This window comes from Streptomyces griseoflavus (genome assembly GCF_014649995.1).
GTDB classification, from domain to species: Bacteria; Actinomycetota; Actinomycetes; order Streptomycetales; family Streptomycetaceae; genus Streptomyces; species Streptomyces griseoflavus.
The window spans coordinates 173,282-193,656 of the sequence record NZ_BMUC01000012.1 but is presented as its reverse complement, the minus strand read 5'-3'; the positions used below and the strand labels follow the sequence as shown (position 1 = coordinate 193,656).

Sequence of the window (20,375 nt, the reverse complement as noted above, 5' to 3'; positions counted from 1 at the left end):
ATGCGCGCCGGACGGGAACCAGTCCGCAGGCCCGCGGCATCTGCCCGGAACGTCCCCCTACCCTGCGGTAATCCTGTCTGGCAGGCTGCGGTCATGACTGCGCGCGCCGCTGACCGGGCCCGTTACGACAGGGCCACCGCCCCGCTCGAAGCCCCTCTCGCGATCGTGGACCTGGACGCCTTCGACGCCAACGCGGACGACCTGGTCCGCAGGGCCGGGGGCAAGCCGGTCCGGGTCGCCAGCAAGTCCGTACGCTGTCGTGCGCTGCTGGAACGGGTGCTGGCGCGGGACGGTTTCGCGGGTGTCATGTCGTTCACGCTCGCCGAGTCCCTGTGGCTGGCCCGCTCCGGTTTCGGCGACGTCCTCCTCGCCTATCCGTCCGCCGACCGGGCCGGCTACGCCGAGCTGGCCGCCGACCCCGAGCTGGCCGCCGCCGTCACGGTCATGGTCGACGATCCGGCGCAGCTGGACCTGATCGACGCGTCCCGCGCGGGCGGCGAGGAGGTCGTACGGGTGTGCCTGGAGCTGGACACGTCGCTCAGGCTGCTCGGCGGGCGGATGCGGATCGGCGCCCGGCGTTCCCCGCTGCACTCCCCCGCCGAGGTCGCCGAGCTGGCGCGCGCGGTGTCCCGGCGGCCCGGCTTCAGGGTCGTGGGCATCATGGCGTACGAGGGTCATGTGGCGGGCGTGGGCGACGCGTTGGCCGGGCGGCCGCTGCGGTCCGGGGTGGTGCGGCTGATGCAGTCCGCCGCCCGCCGGGAGCTCGCCGAGCGGCGGGCGGCGGTGGTGCGGGCGGTCCGTGAGGTCGTGCCGGATCTGGAGTTCGTCAACGGCGGCGGCACGGGCAGTGTGCAGCACACCGCCGCGGAGGACGCGGTCACGGAGATCGCGGCCGGTTCGGGGCTGTACGTGCCGCGGCTGTTCGACAACTACACGTCGTTCAGCGGGCGTCCGGCGGCGCTCTTCGCCCTGCCCGTCGTGCGGCGGCCGGGCGTCGGCGTGGTGACGGTGCTCGGCGGGGGCTATCCGGCGTCCGGCGCTCCCGGCGCCGACCGGCTGCCGGTGCCGTATCTGCCCGAGGGTCTGCGCTACGACGCCCGGGAGGGGCCCGGCGAGGTGCAGACCCCGCTGCTGGGCTCCCCCGCCGACGACCTGCTGATCGGCGACCGGGTGTGGTTCCGGCACGCCAAGGCGGGCGAGCTGTGCGAGCGGTTCGACGCGCTGCACCTGGTGGAGGGCGACGCGGTGACGTCGACGGTGCCGACGTACCGGGGTGAGGGTCACACGTTCCTGTGACGGTTCAGTCCGGCGGGCCGATGCTGCTGCCGACCCCGCCGCCGGCGGCCCCGTCGGTGACCGGGCGGATGCCCTTGGTGATGCGGTCCATGTCGGCCGGCGGCGGGCCGTCCTCCCCCGCGTCGAAGACGTACCGGACGAGGACGGGTGCCTCGGTGCCCACGCTGGAGGGGAACACCATCGACTGCACGTAGCCGCCGGGGCCCTCGGCGGTGGTGACGCGCCAGCGCACCAGGTATCCGGCGCGGCCCGCCACCGCGACCGGGCCGGACTTCACGACCTCGTGGGACTCCAGGCCCCCGTACGGGCGCCGGCCGAGGGCGTCCTCGTCGAAGGCGGCGTCGGCCGCGTCGGAGATGTCCTCTTCGGCGAGCGCCTCGGGCGAGGCCGTGTCGCGCTCGGTCACGGTGCGGGAGAGGACGAGGCCGTGGCGGCAGACGGAGCCCTCGCCGGGGCAGTCGTAGGTGCCGTCGGTGGTCATGACGACGTCCTCGTCGGCGACGTGCCGGGGTCTGACCCAGCCGTCGAGGAGCGGGAAGGTGATGCCGTTGAGCTCGTCCTCGACCACGTTCGGGTCGGCCGGCGGCTGCGGCGTGGACGGAGACGGGGAGGGCGGGCCGGCCGGGGCGGCGGTGCCGGTGGTGGGGGCGGTTCGCGTTCCCGGGCCGTCGTCGTCCTGCCCGCCGAGGACCACCGCGCCGGTGACGACGGCGGCGACGAGCACGGCCCCCGCGGTGGTCAGGGCGACCGCCCTGGACCGGCCGGTACCGCCCGTGCCGCCCGCGGACGGGGCCGGCGGCGCGGCGGGAGCCCCGGGCGTACGCCGGTGCCCGGTCCAGGCCGTGCCGTCCCACCAGCGTTCCAGGTGCGGGGCATGCGGATCGCGGTACCAGCCGGGCGGGGGCGTCATGCTCATCCCGGCACTGTAGGGCTCTCGCTAGAGGGGCGTGACGTACGCCCCCGAGATCCCGCCGTCCACCAGGAAGTCGGTGGCGTTGACGAAGGAGGAGTCGTCGCTGGCCAGGAAGGCGACGGCGGCGGCGATCTCCTCGGCCTCGGCGAAGCGGCCGAGCGGGACGTGGACGAGACGGCGGGCCGCGCGCTCGGGGTCCTTGGCGAACAGCTCGCGCAGCAGCGGGGTGTTGACCGGCCCGGGGCACAGGGCGTTGACGCGGATGCCCTCGCGGGCGAACTGCACGCCGAGTTCGCGGGACATGGCGAGAACGCCGCCCTTGGAGGCGGTGTAGGAGATCTGCGAGGTCGCCGCGCCCATCCGGGCCACGAAGGACGCGGTGTTGATGATGGAGCCCTTGCCCTGGCGCCGCATGTACGGGATGGCGGCCTTGCAGCACAGGTAGACGGAGGTGAGGTTGACCTCCTGGACGCGTTTCCAGGCGTCGAGGCCGGTCTCCAGGATGGAGTCGTCGTCGGGCGGGGAGATCCCGGCGTTGTTGAAGGCGATGTCGACGCTGCCGTAGGTGTCGTGGGCGGTCCGGAAGAGGGCCTCGACCTGCTCGGGGTCGGTGACGTCGACGGCGACGAAGATGCCGCCGGTCTCCTCGGCGGCGGCCTTCCCGCGGGTCTCGTCCACGTCGCCGCAGACGACGTGGGCGCCCTCGGCGGCGAGCCGGCGGGCCGTGGCGAGGCCGATGCCGCTGCCGGCCCCGGTGACGACGGCGGTGCGGCCGGTCAGCCGGCGGCAGATGTTCTCTTCGCTCATGTGCGCTCAGGCCTCCGTGCTGATGAAGACGTTCTTGGTCTCGGTGAAGGCGGCCAGCGCGTCCGGGCCGAGCTCGCGGCCGACACCGGACTGCTTGAAGCCGCCGAAGGGGGTCCAGTAGCGGACGCTGGAGTGGGAGTTGACCGACAGGTTCCCGGCGCGGACGGCCCGGGAGACGCGCAGGGCACGGCCGACGTCACGGGTCCACAGGGAGCCGGAGAGGCCGTACTCGGTGGCGTTGGCCAGGCGTACGGCGTCGGCCTCGTCGTCGAAGGGGAGGACGACGGCGACGGGGCCGAAGACCTCCTCGACGGCGACCCGCGCCCGGGGGTCCACGCCGGTGAGGACGGTCGGCGGGAACCAGTGGCCGGGGCCCCCGGGTGCCTTGCCGCGGATGCCGTCGAGGGCGTCGGTGCCGTAGGAGCGGACGCGGTCCAGCTGGGCGCGGGAGATCAGCGGGCCCATGTCCACGCTCTCGTCGGCCGGGTCGCCCACCCGGACCGCCTCGATCGCGGGGGCGAGCAGTTCCAGGAACCGGTCGTGGACGGAGCGCTCGACGAGGATGCGGGTGCGGGCGCAGCAGTCCTGTCCGGCGTTGTCGAGGAAGGACATGGGGGTGGCGGCCGCGGCGGCCTCCAGGTCGGCGTCGGCGAAGACGATGTTGGGGCTCTTGCCGCCGAGTTCCAGGGTGACGCGTGCGAGGCGGTCCGCGCCCCTGGCCCACACCTGCTTGCCGACGGCCGTCGATCCGGTGAACACGATCTTGGCGACGCCGGGGTGCTCGACGAGGGCGTTCCCGGTGACGGGGCCGTGTCCGGGGAGCACCTGGAAGAGACCCTCGGGCAGGCCCGCCGTCAGGGCCAGTCCGGCCAGGCGCAGGGCGGTGAGGGGGGTGGTCTCGGCGGGTTTGAGGAGCACCGCGTTGCCCGCGGCGAGGGCGGGGGCGGCGCCCCAGGCCGCGATCGGCATCGGGAAGTTCCAGGGCGCGATGACGCCGACGACGCCGAGGGGTTCGAGGAAGGTGACGTCGATCCCGCCCGGGACCGGGATCTGGCGGCCGGTCAGCCGTTCCACTCCCCCGGCCGCGTAGTCGAGCAGGTCGCGGACGTTGCCGGCCTCCCAGCGGGCGTTGCCGAGGGTGTGGCCGGCCTCGCGGACCTCCAGACGGGCCAGTTCCTCCAGGTGTCCGTCGACCGTGGCGGCGAACCGGCGCAGCAGGCGGGCTCGGTCACCGGGTGCGAGGGCTGCCCATCGCGTCTGCGCGCGGGCGGCGCGCCTGACGGCGGCGTCGACGTCGGCGGGGCCTGCGGCCGGGACGGTGGCGATGACCTCCTCGGTGGCGGGGTTGCGGACCTGGAGCTCGGTGGGCCGGTCGGACACGGAGTGCCTCACATGCGTTCGAAGGAGCGGCGCAGTTCCCAGTCGGTGACCGCGGCGTCGAATGCGTCGGTCTCGACGCGCGCCATGTTGCGGTAGTGCGCGACGACCTCCTCGCCGAAGGCGGCCTTCGCGATGGCGCTGGTCTCCCACAGTTCGGCGGCCTCGCGCAGGGTGGTGGGGACGTGCTCGTAGTCGGCCGTGTAGGCGTTGCCGGTGCAGGGCTCGGGCAGTTCCAGCTTCTGGTCGATGCCGTACAGGCCGGCGGCGACCATGCCGGCGACGGCGAGGTGCGGGTTGACGTCGCCTCCGGGCAGCCGGTTCTCGAAGCGCAGGGAGCGGCCGTGGCCCACCACGCGCAGGGCGCAGGTGCGGTTGTCGCGGCCCCAGGCGACGGCGGTCGGGGCGAAGGAGCCGGGCTGGAACCGCTTGTAGGAGTTGATGTGCGGGGCGTAGAGGAGGGAGAACTCGCGGAGCGCGGCGAGTTGCCCGGCGAGGAAGTGGCGCATCACCGCGGACATGGAGTCCGGTTCCTCGGCGGAGCCCGGCATGGCGCTGTCGCCCGCGGCGTCGGCGAGGGAGAGGTGGATGTGGCAGGAATTGCCCTCGCGCTCGTCGTACTTGGCCATGAAGGTGAGGGAGACGCCCTCCTGGGCGGCGATCTCCTTGGCGCCGGTCTTGTAGACGGCGTGCTGGTCGCAGGTGACCAGGGCCTCGTCGTAGCGGAAAACGATCTCGTGCTGGCCGGGGTTGCACTCGCCCTTGGCGGACTCGACGGTGAGTCCGGCGGCGGCCATCTCGTTGCGGATGCGGCGCAGCAGGGGCTCGACGCGGCCGGTGCCGAGCACCGAGTAGTCGACGTTGTACTGGTTGGCGGGGGTGAGTTGGCGGTAGCCGGCGTCCCAGGCCTGTTCGTAGGTGTCCTTGAAGACGATGAACTCCAGCTCGGTGCCGGCCTGCGCGGTGTAGCCGAGGGCGGCGAGACGGTCCAGCTGGCGGCGCAGGATCTGCCGGGGGGCGGCGGCGACCGGGGTGCCGTCGGCCCAGGCGAGGTCGGCGACGACCAGGGCGGTGCCCTCGTTCCAGGGCACCCGGCGCAGGGTGTCGAGGTCGGGGTACATGGCGAAGTCGCCGTAGCCGCTCTCCCAGGAGGACATGGCGTAGCCGTCGACGGTGTTCATGTCGGCGTCGACGGCGAGCAGGTAGTTGCAGCCCTCGGTGCCGTGCCGGAGCACCTCGTCGAGGAAGAAGCGCGCCGCGAAGCGCTTGCCCTGGAGCCGCCCCTGCATGTCGGGGAAGGCGAGCACGACGGTGTCGATCTCGCCGGCGGCGACGAGGGTGTGCAGCTCCTCGACGGCGAGCGGGGGTGTGCGGTCTGCCACGGAGGGCCTCCTCGGGCTTCTGCGGTCGAGCCGGGAGCCATAAGGTATTGCTGAGGACCATTGCTTGGGAAGGGGGCGCGGCGGGATGTCCGAGGATGTGGTCGGCGCGGTCGGGGACCGGCTGGCGCCGGTGTTGCGGCAGGTCCGCGCGGGCAACGGTTTCGAGGAGGCGCTGGAGCAGATCCTCCAGGTGGTGCGGCTGGGCCTGGTGGCGGGCGGGGAGCGACTGCCTGCCGAGCGGGAGCTGGCGGAGCGGCTGGGGATCAGCCGGGTGACGCTGCGAGAGGTGCTGAAGGTGCTCCAGGAGCAGGGCCTGGTGGAGTCGCGGCGCGGCCGGTACGGCGGCACGTTCGTGCTGCCCCGCCCCACCGACACGGGCGAGGAGGAGTTGCGGCGGCGGATCGCCGGGGTGGACATCGAGGACGTGCTGCGGTTCCGGGAGGTGCTGGAGGTGGGCGCGGCCGGCCTGTGCGCGGCGCACGGGCTGACGGACGGGCGGGCGAGGCGGCTGCGCGAGGCGCTGGCCGGCACGCAGGAGGCCCCGCTGGCCGACTACCGGCGCCTCGACACGCTGTTCCACCTCACGCTGGCGGAGCTGTGCGGGTCACCGACGCTGACCGCGCAGTACGCGGCCGTCCGGGCCTCGGTGAACGACCTGCTGGACTGCATCCCGCTGCTGGTGCGCAATCTGGAGCACTCACAGCGCCAGCACGCGGCGCTGGTCGAGGCGGTGCTGGAGGGGGACGCGGACGGGGCGCGGGACGTGATGCGCGAGCACTGCGAGGGGACGGCGGCACTGCTGCGCGGGTTCCTGGCGTGAGGCCGTGACCCCGGGCGGACGGTTTACCGGGGCTTGACGCACGGGGGTTGCGCTCACGGTGCTCGCGCCACGAAGGTATGGGCCCACAAAGGTCTGGATGTGTTCCATTGCCCGCCTTCCTCGCCCTCGCCCCTGGGGAGCCGCACCGTGAGCCTTCCGTCTTCGTCCCGTGAGACCGCCGGTGAGGCGGACGACTACCTGGAGCGCAGGAGGCTGCGCCGCGGCAGCGCGGGCTGGCTGCTGCTGACCGGCCTCGGTGTCGCCTACGTCGTCTCCGGCGACTACTCGGGCTGGAACTTCGGTCTGGCCGAGGGCGGCTTCGGCGGCCTGGCGATCGCCATGGTGCTGATGGGCGCCATGTACGCCTGCATGGTCTTCGCCCTCGCCGAGCTGTCCTCGATCCTGCCCACGGCGGGCGGCGGCTACGGCTTCGCCCGCCGGGCGCTCGGACCGTGGGGCGGGTTCCTCACCGGGACCGCGATCCTCATCGAGTACGTCCTCGCGCCCGCCGCGATCTCCATCTTCATCGGCGACTACGTCGAGTCGCTGGGCCTGTTCGGCCTGGAGTCCGGCTGGCCGGTGTACCTGGCGTGCTTCGCCGTCTTCATCGGCATCCATCTGTGGGGCGTGGGCGAGGCGCTGCGGTTCAGCTTCGTCGTCACGGGCATCGCGGTGGCGGCGCTGGTGGTCTTCGCGCTGGCCGCGCTGCCCGAGTTCGACGCCTCGTCCCTCGACGACATCCCGGTGGACTCCTCGGCGTTCGGCGCGAGTTCGTGGCTGCCGATGGGGCTGCTGGGCATCTGGGCGGCGTTCCCGTTCGGCATGTGGTTCTTCCTGGGCGTGGAGGGCGTGCCGCTGGCCGCCGAGGAGACCAGGGAGCCGGCCCGTACGCTGCCGAAGGCGATCCGCTGGTCGATGGGCATCCTGGTGGTGCTGGCCGTGGTGACCTTCTTCGCGGCGGCCGGTGCGCGGGGTTCGGCCGCCGTCCAGGACGCGGGCAATCCGCTGGTGGAGGCCCTCCAGCCGGACGGCGAGGCGACGGTGCTGAGCCGGATCGTGAACTACGCGGGCCTCGCGGGGCTGGTCGCGTCGTTCTTCTCGCTGATCTACGCCGGTTCGCGCCAGCTGTTCGCCCTGTCCCGCGCGGGCTACCTGCCGAGGTTCCTGTCCCTCACCAGCAGCCGCCGGGCACCGTACCTCGGTCTGCTCGTGCCGGGAGCGATCGGCTTCGCGCTGGCCGCCGGGACCGGCGACGGGGCCCGCATGCTGAACATCGCCGTCTTCGGCGCGACGATCTCGTACGCGCTGATGTCGCTGTCCCACATCGTGCTGCGCCGCCGGGAGCCGGAGCTGGAGCGGCCGTACCGGACGCCCGGCGGTGTGCTCACCTCGTCGGTGGCCCTGGTGCTGGCCTGCGCGGCACTGGTGGCGACGTTCCTGGTGGATGTGACGGCCGCCTTCATCGCGCTGGCGGTGTACGTCGTGGCGCTGGCGTACTTCGGCCTGTACAGCCGCAGGCATCTGGTGGCGAAGGCGCCGGAGGAGGAGTTCGCGGCGCTGGCGGCGGCCGAGGCAGAGTTGTCCCGGGAACGGATCGAGGAAAGGTGACCCCCATGGCGGCCCGCCCCTTCATCGGCATCAGCACGTACGCGGAGGCCGGTGTGGCCTGGGGGGTGTGGCGGCTCGACGCCGCGCTGCTGCCGGCCGGCTACCCGCTGCTGGTGCAACGGGCGGGCGGACTGGCCGTGATGCTCCCGCCGGACGCGCCGGAGCGGGCGGCGGACACCGTGGCGCGGCTCGACGGCCTGGTCGTCTCGGGCGGCCCGGACGTGGAGCCCGTGCACTACGGTGCCGTCCCCGACCCGCGCACCGGGCCGCCCGACCGGGCCCGGGACGCCTGGGAGCTGGCCCTGATCGGGGCGGCGCTGGAGCGGGGGATCCCGCTGCTGGGCATCTGCCGGGGCATGCAGCTGCTGAACGTCGCCCTCGGCGGCACGCTCGTCCAGCACGTCGAGGGGCACACGGGGGTGCCGGGCACCTTCGGCCGCCATCCGGTGAAGCCGGTCCCCGGCACGCTCTACGCCGCCGCCGTCCCGGAGCAGACCGACGTACCGGCCTACCACCACCAGGCGGTCGACCGCCTGGGCCGGAACCTGATCCCCTCGGCCTACGCGGAGGACGGCACGATCGAGGCCGTCGAACTCACCACGGGGCCCTGGACCCTGGGCGTCCAGTGGCACCCGGAGATGGCGGAGGACCTCCGTGTCGTGCGGGCCCTGATCGCCTCGGCGGCCGCGTGACCGCTGCCGGCCCCTTCCCCGGTCTCCGCCACCGTGCGCGGGTGTGCCTCCGCGGGGCCGCGGCCCTCACCCCCGTGTCAGCGACAGCAGATCCCGCGCCGGCCCGGCGGGCAGGTGCCCCGCCCGCCACACCGCCCGCAGATCGCGGGTCAGCGCCGCCCCGTCCACGGGGATCCGCACCAGCCGCCGCATCGCCAGCTCCTCCCCCACCGCCAGCTCGCTCAGCACCGCGGGTCCCGCCCCGCCCACCACCGCCGCCTTCACCGCGGTCGTCGAGGACACCTCGATCAGCGGTCGCGCCAGCCCGCCCAGCGCCGCGTCCAGCACCTGCCGCGTCCCCGACCCCTCCTCGCGCAGGATCAGCGGGGTGGCCGCCAGCTCCTCCGCGGCCAGCGGCCGACGCCTGCGGGCCCACGCGTGCGACGGCGCCGCGACCACGATCAACCGGTCGTGGGCGATCACCGCGGAGTCCAGCCCCGCCGGTACCGTCAGTCCCTCCACGAACCCAATGTCGGCCTCTCCCGACACCAGCCGCTCCGCCACCGCCGCCGAGTTCCCCGCGAGCAGCGACACCGCCGTGTCCGGCCGCTCCGCGCGCAGCGCGAGCAGCCACCCCGGCAGCAGGTACTCGGCGATCGTCATGCTGGCCGCCACCCGCAGCCGTGAGTCCCGGCGGTCCCGCAGCGCCTGCGCGCCCGCGTCGAACGCCTCCGCCGCCTCGACGATCCGCCGCGCCCAGTCGGTGACCAGCGCGCCGGCGTCGGTCAGCCGTGATCCCCTCGGCGAGCGGTCGACCAGGGCCACCCCCAGCTGCCGTTCCATCGACCGCACGCGGCTGCTCGCCGCGGGCTGGGTGATGCCCAGCTCCCGCGCGGCACCGCCCAGGCTTCCCAGCCGCGCCACCGCCAGCAGCAGCTCCAGTCCTCCGAGGTCCGGTACCCGGTGGGCCAGGGATCCGGCGCTCCTGTGACGATCGTCGGTGTGGTCGTGCGTGCCGCTCATAAGACCAGCTTATGGGGTGTGCGCCGCCTTCAGGGCCCGGTTCAGCGCGGTCGGCGCCTCGGCCAGTGACGGCCCGTACCAGGTGAGGTGCCGGCCGCCGACGAGCGCGCAGGGCAGTCCGGGGAAGGCCTCGGGGCCGTCGTCGGCGGTGAAGCGGTACGGCTCGTCGGGGAGCACGACGAGGTCGGGCCGTGCCGCGCGCAGTGCGTCGAGCGGGACGCGCGGGTAGCGCTCGGGGTGGGTGGCGTGCAGAGAGCGGACGCCGAGCCTGGCGAGCACGTCGCCGGCGAAGGTGTCCCGGCCCAGCACCATCCACGGGCGCCGCCAGATCGGCACGACCGCCGTCAGGTGCTCCCGGGGCGGGGGCAGGGCGTCCCAGGCGGCCTCCGCCTCGTCCAGCCACCGGGGCCGTGCCGGCACCCCGCACGCGGTGAGCACCCGGTCCAGCTCGCCGAAGGCCCCCGGCAGCGTCCGCACCTCCGTCACCAGCACGTCGAGGCCGGCCGCCCGCAAGGCCGCCAGGTCCGGCTCGCGGTTCTCCTCCTCGTTGGCGATCACCAGGTCGGGGGCGAGGGCGGCGATCCGGTCCACCCGCGGGTTCTTCGTGCCGCCGACGCGCACGACGTCCAGTCCGGCCGGGTGCGTGCACCAGTCGGTGGCGCCGACCAGCGAGCCGGGGGCGGAGCGCGCCACCGCCTCCGTGAGCGAGGGGACCAGGGAGACGACCCGGGGACGGCTCATCGCTGCGGCTTGTCCCGCAGCGCCTCGATGTCCTCGGCGACCGCGACGACCAGCAGCCGGGTCTCCGGGACCGTGGCCCGCCAGCGGTGCCGGACGCCTCCGGTCAGGTACAGGGTGTCGCCGCGGCCCAGACGGTAGGCGCGGCCCTCCGCCTCGATCTCCACGGCGCCGTCGGCCACGTACATCAACTGGTCGTTGCGGTACTGCAGTTCACGGCCCGCGTCATGGTCGCCGGTGAACTCCGAGGCGTGCATCTGATGGTGACCGCGCACCAGGGACCGCACCCGGGGTTCCACCCACGGCACGGCACCCTCGGCGCGGACCACGTCCACGCTGCAGGCCGGGTCGGCGGCGGCGAGGAGTTCCACCGCGGTGGTGCGCAGGGCGTCGGCGACCTTCTCCAGGGAGCTCTGGCTGGGACGGGCCCGCTCGTTCTCGATCTGGCTCAGGAACGGGACCGACAGGCCGCTGCGCTCGGCCACGACGGCGAGGGTGAGCTCCAGCGTGCGGCGGCGGCGCCGTACGGCCGCGCCCACCCGCAACGGCTGTTCTTTGTGGTCGCCCATCGCTCCGGCTCCCTCCTCGCCGATCGTCCCGCACCCGTGCGCCACCGTCGCGGCGCACTCCTCCTGGTGAGTTGTCTGCACCCTACGCATGTTCGGCGAACCGTTTCAGGCGCCTGTCGCGTCGGCGTCCCGCGCGGCCGGTGCCGACCTCACAGTTCGCGCCAGCCGCCCGGCGGGCCCCTCGGTTCCCCGTGTACACGAAATGGGGGTGTTCCCCGCCATTGTCACCCGCGCCCGGCGGAAGGTCACCAGGAGGGCCCGGAAGGTCCGGGGAGGGCGTCACGCTCTGCGGTTGGCCGGATTCCTACCGTCGTCACGGCGGTCCGGGCACGCCCGAGGGGCGGGCCCGGCCGCTCCGTCGGGGGCGGATCCGGGCCCGCCCCCCGGGGCGGCCGGTACGGCGGGTGACCACGGGGGCGCGCGTCCCCCGCGTCGCGGTCGGCTATCGCGGGGTCATCCGCCCCACGACGTCCGGGTGCTCCTCGAGCCAGGCGGCGACGGCTTCCTCCTCCTTGCCCTGGCCCCGGTCCTTGATCTCCTTCTCCAGGGTGCCGAGCTCGTCCTCGCTCATCGTGAAGCCCTTGATCCACTTCGTGAGCTGCGGGTACTGCTCGGGGAACTTCTTGCTCGCGATGGTGTGGATGGTGTTGTTCTCGCCCCAGGCGCGCTTCGGGTCCTCGAGCTTGGTCAGCTCGTACTCGCTGTACGACCAGTGCGGCGACCAGAGGGTGACCGCGACGGGCTCCTTCTTGGCGTAGGCCCGCTTGAGCTCGGCCAGCATCGCCGGCGAGGAACCGTCGACGACCTCGTACTCCTCGTCCAGTCCGTAGGCCGGCAGGACCTTGTTCTTGAGGATGTCCATCTGGCCGGTGCCCGGTTCGATGCCGATGATCCGCCCGTCGAACAGGTCGGCCTTGCCCTTGAGGTCCGCCAGGGACTTGACGTCCTTGACGTAGGAGGGCACGGAGATCTCCAGCGAGACCGGTTCGTACCACGTGCCGAGGTCGGTGAGCTTGTCCTTGTTCGGCTCGTAGAAGTTCTTCTGCGAGTGCGGGAGCCAGGCGTCGAAGTTGAGGTCGAGGTCCCCGGAGGCGAGGCCGGTGTAGACCGGGCCGACCTCCATCTGCTTGAGGTTCAGCTTGTAGCCGCGCCGCTCCAGGACGTTCTTCCACAGGTAGGTGATGGCGACGTCCTCCTCCCAGGGGAACCACGCCACGTCCAGGGCCCGCTTCGCCTCGGCGGGGGTGTCCCCGGAACCGGAGCCGACCGGCGCCAGCCTGTCGACGACGCCCGGGTTCTCCGCGAGCCAGGCGCGGACGGCGTCCTGCTGCCGGCCCTTGCCCGCCTTGTTGATCTCGGCCTCCAGGCCGGTGAGTTCCTTCTCGGTCATCGAGAAGTCCTTCAGCCACTGGCCGACGACCGGGTTCTCACCGGCGAAGCCCTTGCGGGACACCAGGTGCACGGCGTCGCCCTCGCCCCAGGAACCCTTGGGGTCCTTCAGCTTCTTCAGCTCGTAGTCGCTGTACGCCCAGTGCGGCGACCAGAGCGTGACGACGACCGGTTCCTTCTTGCTGTAGGCGCGCTTGAGCTCGGCCAGCATCGCCGGGGTGGAGCTGTCGACGACCTTGTACTCCTTGTCCAGGCCGTAGTCCCCGAGGACCTTGCTCTTCAGCAGGCCCATCATGCCGGCGCTGGACTCGATGCCGGTGATCTTCCCGCCGAAGGTGGAGGCCTTGCCCTTCAGGTCCTCCAGCGAGTCGATGTCCTCCATGTACGCCGGAACGGACAGCTCCAGCGTCGTCTCCTCGTACCAGGTGCCGAGGTCCTCGAGCTGCTTGCCGTACTTCTTCCAGTACTCCGCGTGCGTGGTGGGCAGCCAGGCGTCGGTCTGGAAGTCGACGTCGCCCTGGGCGAGCGCGGTGTAGAGCGGCCCGGCGTCGAGCTGCTTGGCCTCGACCTCGAAGCCGCGCTGTTCGAGGATCTCCTTCCACAGGAAGGTGGAGGCGACGCCCTCGTCCCAGGGGATGTAGCCGATGCTGATCTTCTTGCCGTCGCCGACCTTCCGGTCGCCGGCGGTGGTACCGGTGGAGCCGGCGCCGCCGCCGAACAGTCCCATGCCGCCGCCGACCAGGGCGAGGACGACGATGCCGATCACGGCGACCTGCGGACGGGGCCGGTAGGACCAGATCCTCAGTCCCTGCGCGGCCCGCGCCTTGGCGGCGGCGCGCCGGCCGAGCGGGGAGACGTGCGTGCCCAGGGCGCTGGTCATGCGGTCCAGGTAGATCGCCAGGATGACGATGGCGAGACCGGACTCGGCGCCCAGGCCGATGTTCAGCTGGCCGATGGCCTCGATCACGGCGCCGCCGAGGCCGCCGGTACCGACCATGCCGGCGATCGCCGCCATGGACAGCCCGAGCATGATGACCTGGTTGACGCCCGCCATCACCGTGGGCAGGGCCAGCGGCAGCTGGACGCGCATCAGGGTGTTGCGGGGCGTGGTGCCGAACGCCTCGGCGGCCTCGACCAGTTCCTTGTCGACCTGGCGGATGCCCAGCTCGGTCATGCGCACGCCCGGGGCGAGCGCGAAGATCAGGGTGGCGACGATGCCCGGGGCGGGGCCGGTCCCGAAGAACAGGATCGCCGGGATGAGGTAGATCATCGCCGGGAGCGTCTGCATGAAGTCGAGGATCGGCCGGACGAAGGCGCTGACCCGGTCGGAGCGGGCCGCCCAGATGCCCACCGGCACCGATATGACCAGGGCGATCACGGTGGCGACGATGACCAGGGCCAGCGTCACCATCGAGTCCTCCCACAACTCCATGGAGTCGAGGAAGGCGAAGCCCACGAAGGTGAGGACACCGGCGAAGGTGCCGCGCAGCCAGAAGGCGATCACCGCGAAGATGCCGCAGAGGATCAGCGGTTCGGGCGCCTGCAGGACGGCGTTGACCCCGTCGTAGGCGCCGGTGAAGACGGCCTTGAAGAAGTCGAACAGCCAGGTGACGTTGTCGAGCAGCCAGTCGACGGTGCTGTTGACCCAGTCGCCGAGCGGAATCCTAGGCACGGGCCATCACCTTCTCGCCGCCCTTGTCCCGGGGGGTGTCGCAGACGCCGGGGTCGGACTCCTCGTCGCCCAGGAACCCGACGAGGCGCTGTCTGGGCACGACGCCGACGAGGGCGTCCTCCCGGTCGAGCACCGCCACCGGGTGGGGGACGCGCGCGCTGATCGCGCACAGGTCGGTGAACGGCGTGTCGGGCCTGGCGGTCTCGCAGCCGCAGTCGGCCTCGTCGCCCCGCACCTCGCGGTCCATCACGGCCCCGGCGGTCAGGACGCGGGAGCGGTCGACGTCCTGGGTGAAGGAGGCGACGTAGTCGTTGGCGGGGCGGATCAGGATGTCCTGCGCGGTGCCGATCTGCACGATGCGGCCGTCACGCATCACCGCGATCCGGTCGCCCAGGCGCATGGCCTCGTTGAGGTCGTGGGTGATGAAGACGATCGTCTTCTTCAGCTTCTTCTGCAGTTCGATCAGCTGGTCCTGCATGTCGCGGCGGATCAGCGGGTCGAGGGCGCTGAAGGACTCGTCCATCAGCAGCAGGTCGGCGTCGGTGGCGAGGGCGCGGGCCAGGCCCACGCGCTGCTGCATACCGCCGGACAGCTCGTCGGGCCACGACTTCTCCCAGCCGGCCAGGCCGCACAGGGCGAGCGCCTCGTCGGCGCGGCGTTCGCGCTCGGCGCGGGGCACGCCCTGCACTTCAAGACCGTAGGCGGCGTTGTCGCGGACGCTGCGGTGCGGGAACAGCGCGAAGTGCTGGAAGACCATGCTGATCTTCCTGGAGCGGACCTGGCGCAGTTCCCGGTCGGGCAGCGCGGTCAGGTCCTGGCCGTCGAAACGTACGTGTCCGGCGGTCGGCTCCAGCAGGCCGTTCAGCATCCGCAGGAGGGTGGACTTGCCCGAGCCGGACAGGCCCATGACGACGAAGATCTCGCCCGGCTCCACCGTGAACGAGGCGTCGATGACGGCCGCGGTGACGCCGTCGGCGCGCAGCTCCTCCCGGTCGGCTTCTCTCTGGCGCAGTCGTTCGACCGCCTGGTCCGGTCGTCTGCCGAACACCTTGAACAGATGCTCGGCCTCAAGCCTTGATGACACGCGTACCTCTTGTCTCGACGGCAAAGGACAGGAGCGATGCCCGGCGGGCGGCTCACGCGGCCCTGACAGTTGAATCTGTAACCGGTATCGCTCCGGGCCCGCGCCTCCCCGCTTTCGTCCGGGGCAAACACCTTCGTGTGCTGCTTCACACCTGGAGCGCAGGACGCAACCCGTTGCGCATCGCGCACGGACACGCTTCCTGCCGGTCGCTGTCGGTGGGGTGCGGCATGATGCGGGACGTGACCGGACGACTGATGCTCCTCGACACCGCCTCCCTGTACTTCCGTGCCTTCTTCGGCGTCCCGGAGTCCGTGCGGGCTCCGGACGGCTCGCCGGTGAACGCCGTGCGCGGACTGCTCGACTTCATCGACCGCCTGGTGAAGGACCACCGGCCGGATCACCTGGTGGCCTGCATGGACGCCGACTGGCGTCCGCAGTGGCGGGTGGAGCTGATCCCCTCCTACAAGGCGCACCGGGTCGCCGAGGAGCGCGCCCAGGGTCCGGACGAGGAGGAGGTACCCGACACGCTGTCGCCGCAGGTGCCGGTCATCGAGGCCGTGCTCGACGCGGTGGGCATCGCCCGGGTGGGGGTCGCGGGGTACGAGGCGGACGACGTGATCGGGACGTTCGCCGCCCGGGCGGGCGGACCGGTCGACATCGTCACCGGTGACCGCGACCTGTACCAGCTCGTGGACGACGCGCGCGGGGTGCGGGTGCTGTATCCGCTGAAGGGCGTGGGCACGCTCCAGATCACCGACGAGGCGACGCTGCGCGAGAAGTATGGGGTGGACGGCAAGGGGTACGCGGATCTGGCGCTGCTGCGCGGCGATCCGAGCGACGGACTGCCGGGCGTGCCGGGTGTCGGGGAGAAGACGGCGGCCAAGCTGCTGGCCCAGTTCGGCGACCTGTCCGGGATCCTGGCGGCCGTGGACGACCCGCGGACCAGGCTGACACCGACACAGCGGGGGCGCCTCGACGCGGCGCGGCCGTACCTGGCGGTCGCTCCCAAGGTGGTCCGGGTCGCCGACGACGTCCCGTTGCCGGACGTCGACACGGCCCTTCCGCGCGCGCCGCGCGACCCGGCCGCGGTGGAGTCGCTGGCCGCCCGCTGGGGGCTGGGCGGCTCGCTGCAGCGGCTGCTGACGACGCTGTCGTCGTGAGGCGCACACCGGGCCGGGCCGTGCGGTGACCCGTTCCCTCCGCCGACCCCGATCAAGGTGTTAACTTAGGTTTACCTAACCGTGGAAGCTGGGAGGCACCTCATGGCAGAGCGACCGGTACGCGCGACCCGCACCCCGCGCACCGCCGAGGTGATCCGCACCGAGCGGCTGACCCCGCACATGCAGCGCGTGGTGCTCGGCGGTGAGGGCCTCGCCGGCCTCGCGGCGGACACCTGCACCGATCACTACGTCAAGCTGCTCTTCCCGCCCGCGGGAGTGACCTACCCGGAGCCCTTCGACCTCGAGCGCATCCGCGAGGAGTTCCCGCGCGACCAGTGGCCGGTGACCCGCACGTACACCGTGCGGCAGTGGGACGCCGAGCACCGGCAGATCACCCTCGACTTCGTCGTCCACGGCGACGCGGGACTCGCGGGCCCCTGGGCGACGGCCGTCCGGCCGGGCGAGCCGGTGCGGTTCCTCGGCCCCGGCGGCGCCTACGCCCCGGATCCGGCCGCCGACTGGCATCTCCTCGTCGGTGACGAGAGCGCGCTGCCCGCGATCGCCCGCTCGCTGGAGTCGCTGCCGCGCGGGGCCAGGGCCTTCGCCTTCGTGGAGGTCTCCGGCCCCGAGGAGGAGCAGAAGATCGACTCCGACGTGGAGGTGCGGTGGCTGCACCGCGGTGGCCGCCGGGTCGGCGAGGCGCTGGTGGAGGCGGTGCGCGCCCTCGACTTCCCCGAGGGCCGGGTGCACGCCTTCGTGCACGGCGAGGCCCACTTCGTGAAGGAACTGCGCGGGCTGCTGCGGGTGGAGCGCGGGATCGCGCGCGAGGACCTCTCGATCTCCGGGTACTGGCGGCTCGGCCACAACGAGGACGGCTGGCAGGCCTCCAAGCAGGACTGGAACGCGCGCATCGAGGCGGAGCAGGAAAGCGCCCGCGCCTCCGCCTGACCCTCCGGCCGGGTGAACCGGGGCGTGCCGCGCGGCCCCGGGCGGCGTGGCGACCGGCCGGGAGGCGGGTCACTGGCCCAGGATCCGGGCGCGTGGCACACACCTTCGACGAACTCGTGGCCAAGCAGCGCGCGGCGGACGAGGCACACAACCGGGTACGGCACCTGCGGGAGGCCTACGACCCGCGCACGCGCGCCCAGTGGAGCGCGCAGCAGCGGGCGACGTGGGAGACGGCCTGGCGGGCGTGGCGCGACCTCGCCCGTGACGTCCGCGTCGCGGTGACCGACTACGCCCGCGCCCAGGGCCGGCCGCTCCTCGAGATCGAGGCGGAACTGACCCGGGCGGTACGCCTCGAGGAGGAGGGTGAGGCGGACGGCTGAGGCGACCGCGGCGGGAACCGGGGGGCGTCCGCGTCGCCCGGCGACCGTAGGCTTGGCCGGTGTGAGACGCAGACGGTCGGTGCCGCCCCCTCCGTTGCCGCAGCGCCACGGGGTGGACCCCGTGCGGCTGCGGCTGCCCGCCGGGGAGCAGTGGGCCACCGTGGGGGAGCATCTGGTGCAGCGGCTGACGGCCGGTCCCGGCGTGGTCGACGAGATGTTCGCCGCGGGGCTGATCGTGGGCGCGGACGGGCGTCCCGTGTCCGCCGGGACGCCGTACGTGCCCGGCATGTTCCTCTGGTTCCACCGGGAGCTGCCCGACGAGGTGCCGGTGCCCTTCCCGCTGGAGGTCGTCCACCGGGACGAGCACATCGTCGTCGTCGACAAGCCCCACTTCCTGGCCACCACACCGCGCGGCAGCCATGTCGCCCAGACCGCGCTCGCACGGCTCCGCCATGAGCTGGGCGTCCCGGAGCTGGGCGCCGCGCACCGCCTCGACCGGCTCACCGCGGGTCTGGTGCTGTTCACGGTGCGGCCCGCGGAGCGCGGCGCCTACCAGACGCTGTTCCGCGACCGGCGGGTGCACAAGGAGTACGAGGCCGTCGCCCCGTACGACCCGGCGCTGGAACTCCCCCGGACCGTGCGCAGCAGGATCGTGAAGGAACGCGGGGTGCTGACCGCCGAGGAGGTCGAGGGCGAACCGAACGCGGTGACCCGCGTCGAGCCGGCCGGCCACCGCCCGGACGGTCTCGGCCGGTACCGGCTGGTGCCCCTCACCGGGCAGACCCACCAGCTGCGGGTCCACATGAACGCCCTCGGTGTGCCGATCCTCGGTGATCCGCTCTATCCCGTGGTGACCGGCCCGGTCCCGGCGGGTGACTTCCGGCGCCCGCTGCAGCTCCTCGCGCGGGCACTGGAGTTCACCGATCCGGTGACGGGCGTGGAGCACCGGTTCACCAGCGGCCGGAGCCTCGCCGCCTGGACCTCGCCGGAGGAGTGGGCGGCCGGTCAGTAGCCGTGCCACCAGCGCAGGAAGCGCTGCCACGCGTTCCGCGGCGGGGTGGGCTCGGGTACCGGCGGGGGCGGCGGCACCGGCACGGGCGGCTCCACGGGTGTCGCGGCGGGCTCCGGCCCGGCGACCGCCGGCGTCCTCGGCCGGCCCCCGCCGATGTGCCAGTCCTGCTGCGGGGGCGCGTCGTTCTCGTGGCTCGGCCTTCGCGTCACCTCCTGCTGCGGCCGGGGCGTGAAGTGGACGGGCAGGGCCACGAGATGGCGCGACGCGATGGACTCGGTGAAGGCCAGCTCCTCCTCACCGACGCTGAGTTCCACGTCGGGCAGCCGCATGAGCAGGGCGTCGACGCCGACTTCGGCGATGGTCCGGCCGATGTCCTGGCCGGGGCACTCGTGCGGGCCGCCGCCGAAGGCGAGGTGCGAGCGGTTGCCCCGCATGTCGGCGGTCGGGTCGGGGCGTACGCGTGGATCGACGTTGGCCGGCGCGGGCGCGAACAGCAGTCCGTCTCCCTTGCGGATGCGCCGGCCGCCGAGCTCCGTCTCCTGTTTGGCGAAGTAGGCGAAGATGGTGCTGAACGGGGGCTCGTCCCAGAGCAGTTGCTCCACCGCCTGGGGGACGGTCATCTGGCCGCCGTTGAGCTGGGAGCGGAAGCGCGGGTCGATCAGCACCTGGCGCAGCACGTTGGCGAGGAGGTTGGCGGTGGCCTCGCAGGCGGCGATCAGCACCACTCTGAGGTGCTGGCTGACCTCCTCGTCGGTCAGCCCGGCCGGGTGGGCGATGAGACGGCCGGTGAAGTCGTCCAGCGGCTCGGCACGGCGCCGGGCGGTGAGGCGTTCCAGGGCCCCCATGATGTACGCGTTGCTGGCGATGGCGGTCTCGGTGCCCCTGAGCATGTCGCGGGCGGCCTCGACGATCCGGTCGTTGTACTCGTCGGGCATGCCGAGGACGTGACACATGACGGCCATCGGCAGGTGCTCGGCGTACTGGCTCACCAGGTCGGCCTCGCCCGCCTCGCAGAAGCGGTTGACGACCCGCTGGACGCTGCGGTTGACGTGCCGGCGCAGTCCGCGGAAGTCGGTCGCCGCCACGGCGGCGTCGATGGCGCCGCGCAGCCGCTTGTGCTCGTCGCCCTCGGCGTGCGCGCACATCGGCTGCCAGGCGATGTGCGGCATCAGCGGGTGGTCGGGCTTGACCAGGCCCGCACCGAGCGGGGACCAGATGCGGCTGTCCTTGCAGTACTGCGCGGGGGTGCGCACCAGGTGCTGGCTCTCGGCATGTCCGAGGACCACCCACATCGGCACGTCGTCGTGGAGCAGGACGGGCGCCACCGGACCGTGTTCGGCGCGCAGGTCCTCGTACAGCTTCCGCAGGTCCCGCGACTCGTGCAGCCGGGCGAGACCGCCGGGGCCCGGCCCGTGCGCGGGACAGCCGGGGGGCGGCTCCGGCCGGGAGCCGTCCGGGCCGGTCGGGGATTCTTCCGTCAGGGAGTGGGGTTCAGGCGTCACAGTGGTCGCTCCGGAGGGATGCGG

Annotated in this window: 18 protein-coding genes; 8 read left to right on the top strand and 10 right to left on the bottom strand. The window is 72.9% G+C overall.

Features of this window, described 5'->3' with window-relative positions; translation table 11 throughout:
- The first annotated feature begins 93 nt into the window (after positions 1-93).
- The gene (locus IE172_RS24425) at positions 94-1,296 is read left to right on the top strand and encodes an amino acid deaminase/aldolase (protein WP_190099456.1); all 1,203 of its coding nucleotides are present in this window, start codon (positions 94-96) and stop codon (positions 1,294-1,296) included.
- A 4-nt stretch (positions 1,297-1,300) separates the two neighbouring features.
- On the opposite strand, the gene IE172_RS24420 is transcribed toward IE172_RS24425, so the two are convergent.
- From IE172_RS24420 to IE172_RS24405, 4 genes are read right to left on the bottom strand one after another with little or no spacing between them, the layout of a single operon-like run.
- The gene (locus IE172_RS24420; RefSeq protein ID WP_190099494.1) at positions 1,301-2,206 is read right to left on the bottom strand and encodes a DUF2510 domain-containing protein; all 906 of its coding nucleotides are present in this window, start codon (positions 2,204-2,206) and stop codon (positions 1,301-1,303) included.
- 27 nt (positions 2,207-2,233) lie between these two features.
- Positions 2,234-3,016 carry a 3-oxoacyl-ACP reductase gene (locus IE172_RS24415; protein WP_190099455.1) on the bottom strand — a complete coding sequence of 261 codons (783 nt, stop codon included), beginning with the start codon at positions 3,014-3,016 and terminating at the stop codon, positions 2,234-2,236.
- A 6-nt stretch (positions 3,017-3,022) separates the two neighbouring features.
- Positions 3,023-4,396 carry an aldehyde dehydrogenase family protein gene (locus IE172_RS24410; protein WP_190099454.1) on the bottom strand — a complete coding sequence of 458 codons (1,374 nt, stop codon included), beginning with the start codon at positions 4,394-4,396 and terminating at the stop codon, positions 3,023-3,025.
- 8 nt (positions 4,397-4,404) lie between these two features.
- Positions 4,405-5,775 (bottom strand): glutamine synthetase family protein, encoded by a 1,371-nt coding sequence (locus tag IE172_RS24405; RefSeq protein ID WP_190099453.1) that lies wholly within the window; start codon positions 5,773-5,775, stop codon positions 4,405-4,407.
- 85 nt (positions 5,776-5,860) lie between these two features.
- On the opposite strand from IE172_RS24405, the gene IE172_RS24400 reads away from it, so the two are divergent.
- From IE172_RS24400 to IE172_RS24390, 3 genes are all read left to right on the top strand, one after another.
- Positions 5,861-6,595: a FadR/GntR family transcriptional regulator gene (locus tag IE172_RS24400; protein ID WP_190099452.1), complete on the top strand. Its 735-nt coding sequence runs from the start codon at positions 5,861-5,863 to the stop codon at positions 6,593-6,595.
- Between the two features lie 147 nt (positions 6,596-6,742).
- Positions 6,743-8,203, top strand: coding sequence for an ethanolamine permease (eat, locus tag IE172_RS24395; protein WP_190099451.1), 1,461 nt, complete (start codon positions 6,743-6,745; stop codon positions 8,201-8,203).
- Between the two features lie 5 nt (positions 8,204-8,208).
- Complete coding sequence (locus IE172_RS24390) at positions 8,209-8,895, top strand: gamma-glutamyl-gamma-aminobutyrate hydrolase family protein (protein WP_190099450.1); 687 nt, start codon at positions 8,209-8,211, stop codon at positions 8,893-8,895.
- A 66-nt stretch (positions 8,896-8,961) separates the two neighbouring features.
- On the opposite strand, the gene IE172_RS24385 is transcribed toward IE172_RS24390, so the two are convergent.
- From IE172_RS24385 to IE172_RS24365, 5 genes are all read right to left on the bottom strand, one after another.
- Positions 8,962-9,897, bottom strand: coding sequence for a LysR family transcriptional regulator (locus IE172_RS24385; RefSeq protein WP_190099449.1), 936 nt, complete (start codon positions 9,895-9,897; stop codon positions 8,962-8,964).
- A gap of 9 nt (positions 9,898-9,906) precedes the next feature.
- A complete protein-coding gene (locus IE172_RS24380) occupies positions 9,907-10,638 on the bottom strand; it encodes a helical backbone metal receptor (RefSeq protein WP_190099448.1) in 732 nt (243 codons plus the stop codon).
- Complete coding sequence (locus tag IE172_RS24375) at positions 10,635-11,204, bottom strand: helix-turn-helix domain-containing protein (protein ID WP_190099493.1); 570 nt, start codon at positions 11,202-11,204, stop codon at positions 10,635-10,637. The genes IE172_RS24380 and IE172_RS24375 overlap by 4 nt, the downstream gene beginning before the upstream one ends.
- A gap of 442 nt (positions 11,205-11,646) precedes the next feature.
- Positions 11,647-14,265: an ABC transporter permease/substrate binding protein gene (locus IE172_RS24370; RefSeq protein WP_190099447.1), complete on the bottom strand. Its 2,619-nt coding sequence runs from the start codon at positions 14,263-14,265 to the stop codon at positions 11,647-11,649.
- Entirely contained in the window at positions 14,258-15,349 is a 1,092-nt protein-coding gene (locus IE172_RS24365) for a quaternary amine ABC transporter ATP-binding protein (RefSeq protein ID WP_190099446.1), read from the bottom strand. The genes IE172_RS24370 and IE172_RS24365 overlap by 8 nt, the downstream gene beginning before the upstream one ends.
- Positions 15,350-15,579: 230 nt before the next feature.
- On the opposite strand from IE172_RS24365, the gene IE172_RS24360 reads away from it, so the two are divergent.
- The 4 genes from IE172_RS24360 (at position 15,580) to IE172_RS24345 (ending at position 18,849) form a co-directional block, all read left to right on the top strand.
- Positions 15,580-16,509: a 5'-3' exonuclease gene (locus tag IE172_RS24360; protein ID WP_229886325.1), complete on the top strand. Its 930-nt coding sequence runs from the start codon at positions 15,580-15,582 to the stop codon at positions 16,507-16,509.
- Between the two features lie 102 nt (positions 16,510-16,611).
- On the top strand, positions 16,612-17,457 hold the full coding sequence (locus IE172_RS24355) for a siderophore-interacting protein (RefSeq protein ID WP_190099444.1): 846 nt from the start codon (positions 16,612-16,614) through the stop codon (positions 17,455-17,457).
- Between the two features lie 92 nt (positions 17,458-17,549).
- On the top strand, positions 17,550-17,837 hold the full coding sequence (locus tag IE172_RS24350) for a hypothetical protein (RefSeq protein ID WP_190099443.1): 288 nt from the start codon (positions 17,550-17,552) through the stop codon (positions 17,835-17,837).
- A gap of 61 nt (positions 17,838-17,898) precedes the next feature.
- Positions 17,899-18,849 (top strand): RluA family pseudouridine synthase, encoded by a 951-nt coding sequence (locus IE172_RS24345; protein ID WP_190099442.1) that lies wholly within the window; start codon positions 17,899-17,901, stop codon positions 18,847-18,849.
- Here the strand turns inward: IE172_RS24345 and IE172_RS24340 are convergent.
- Positions 18,843-20,351, bottom strand: coding sequence for a cytochrome P450 (locus IE172_RS24340; RefSeq protein ID WP_190099441.1), 1,509 nt, complete (start codon positions 20,349-20,351; stop codon positions 18,843-18,845). The two genes, IE172_RS24345 and IE172_RS24340, sit on opposite strands and share 7 nt — an antisense overlap.
- Positions 20,352-20,375: the final 24 nt, after the last annotated feature.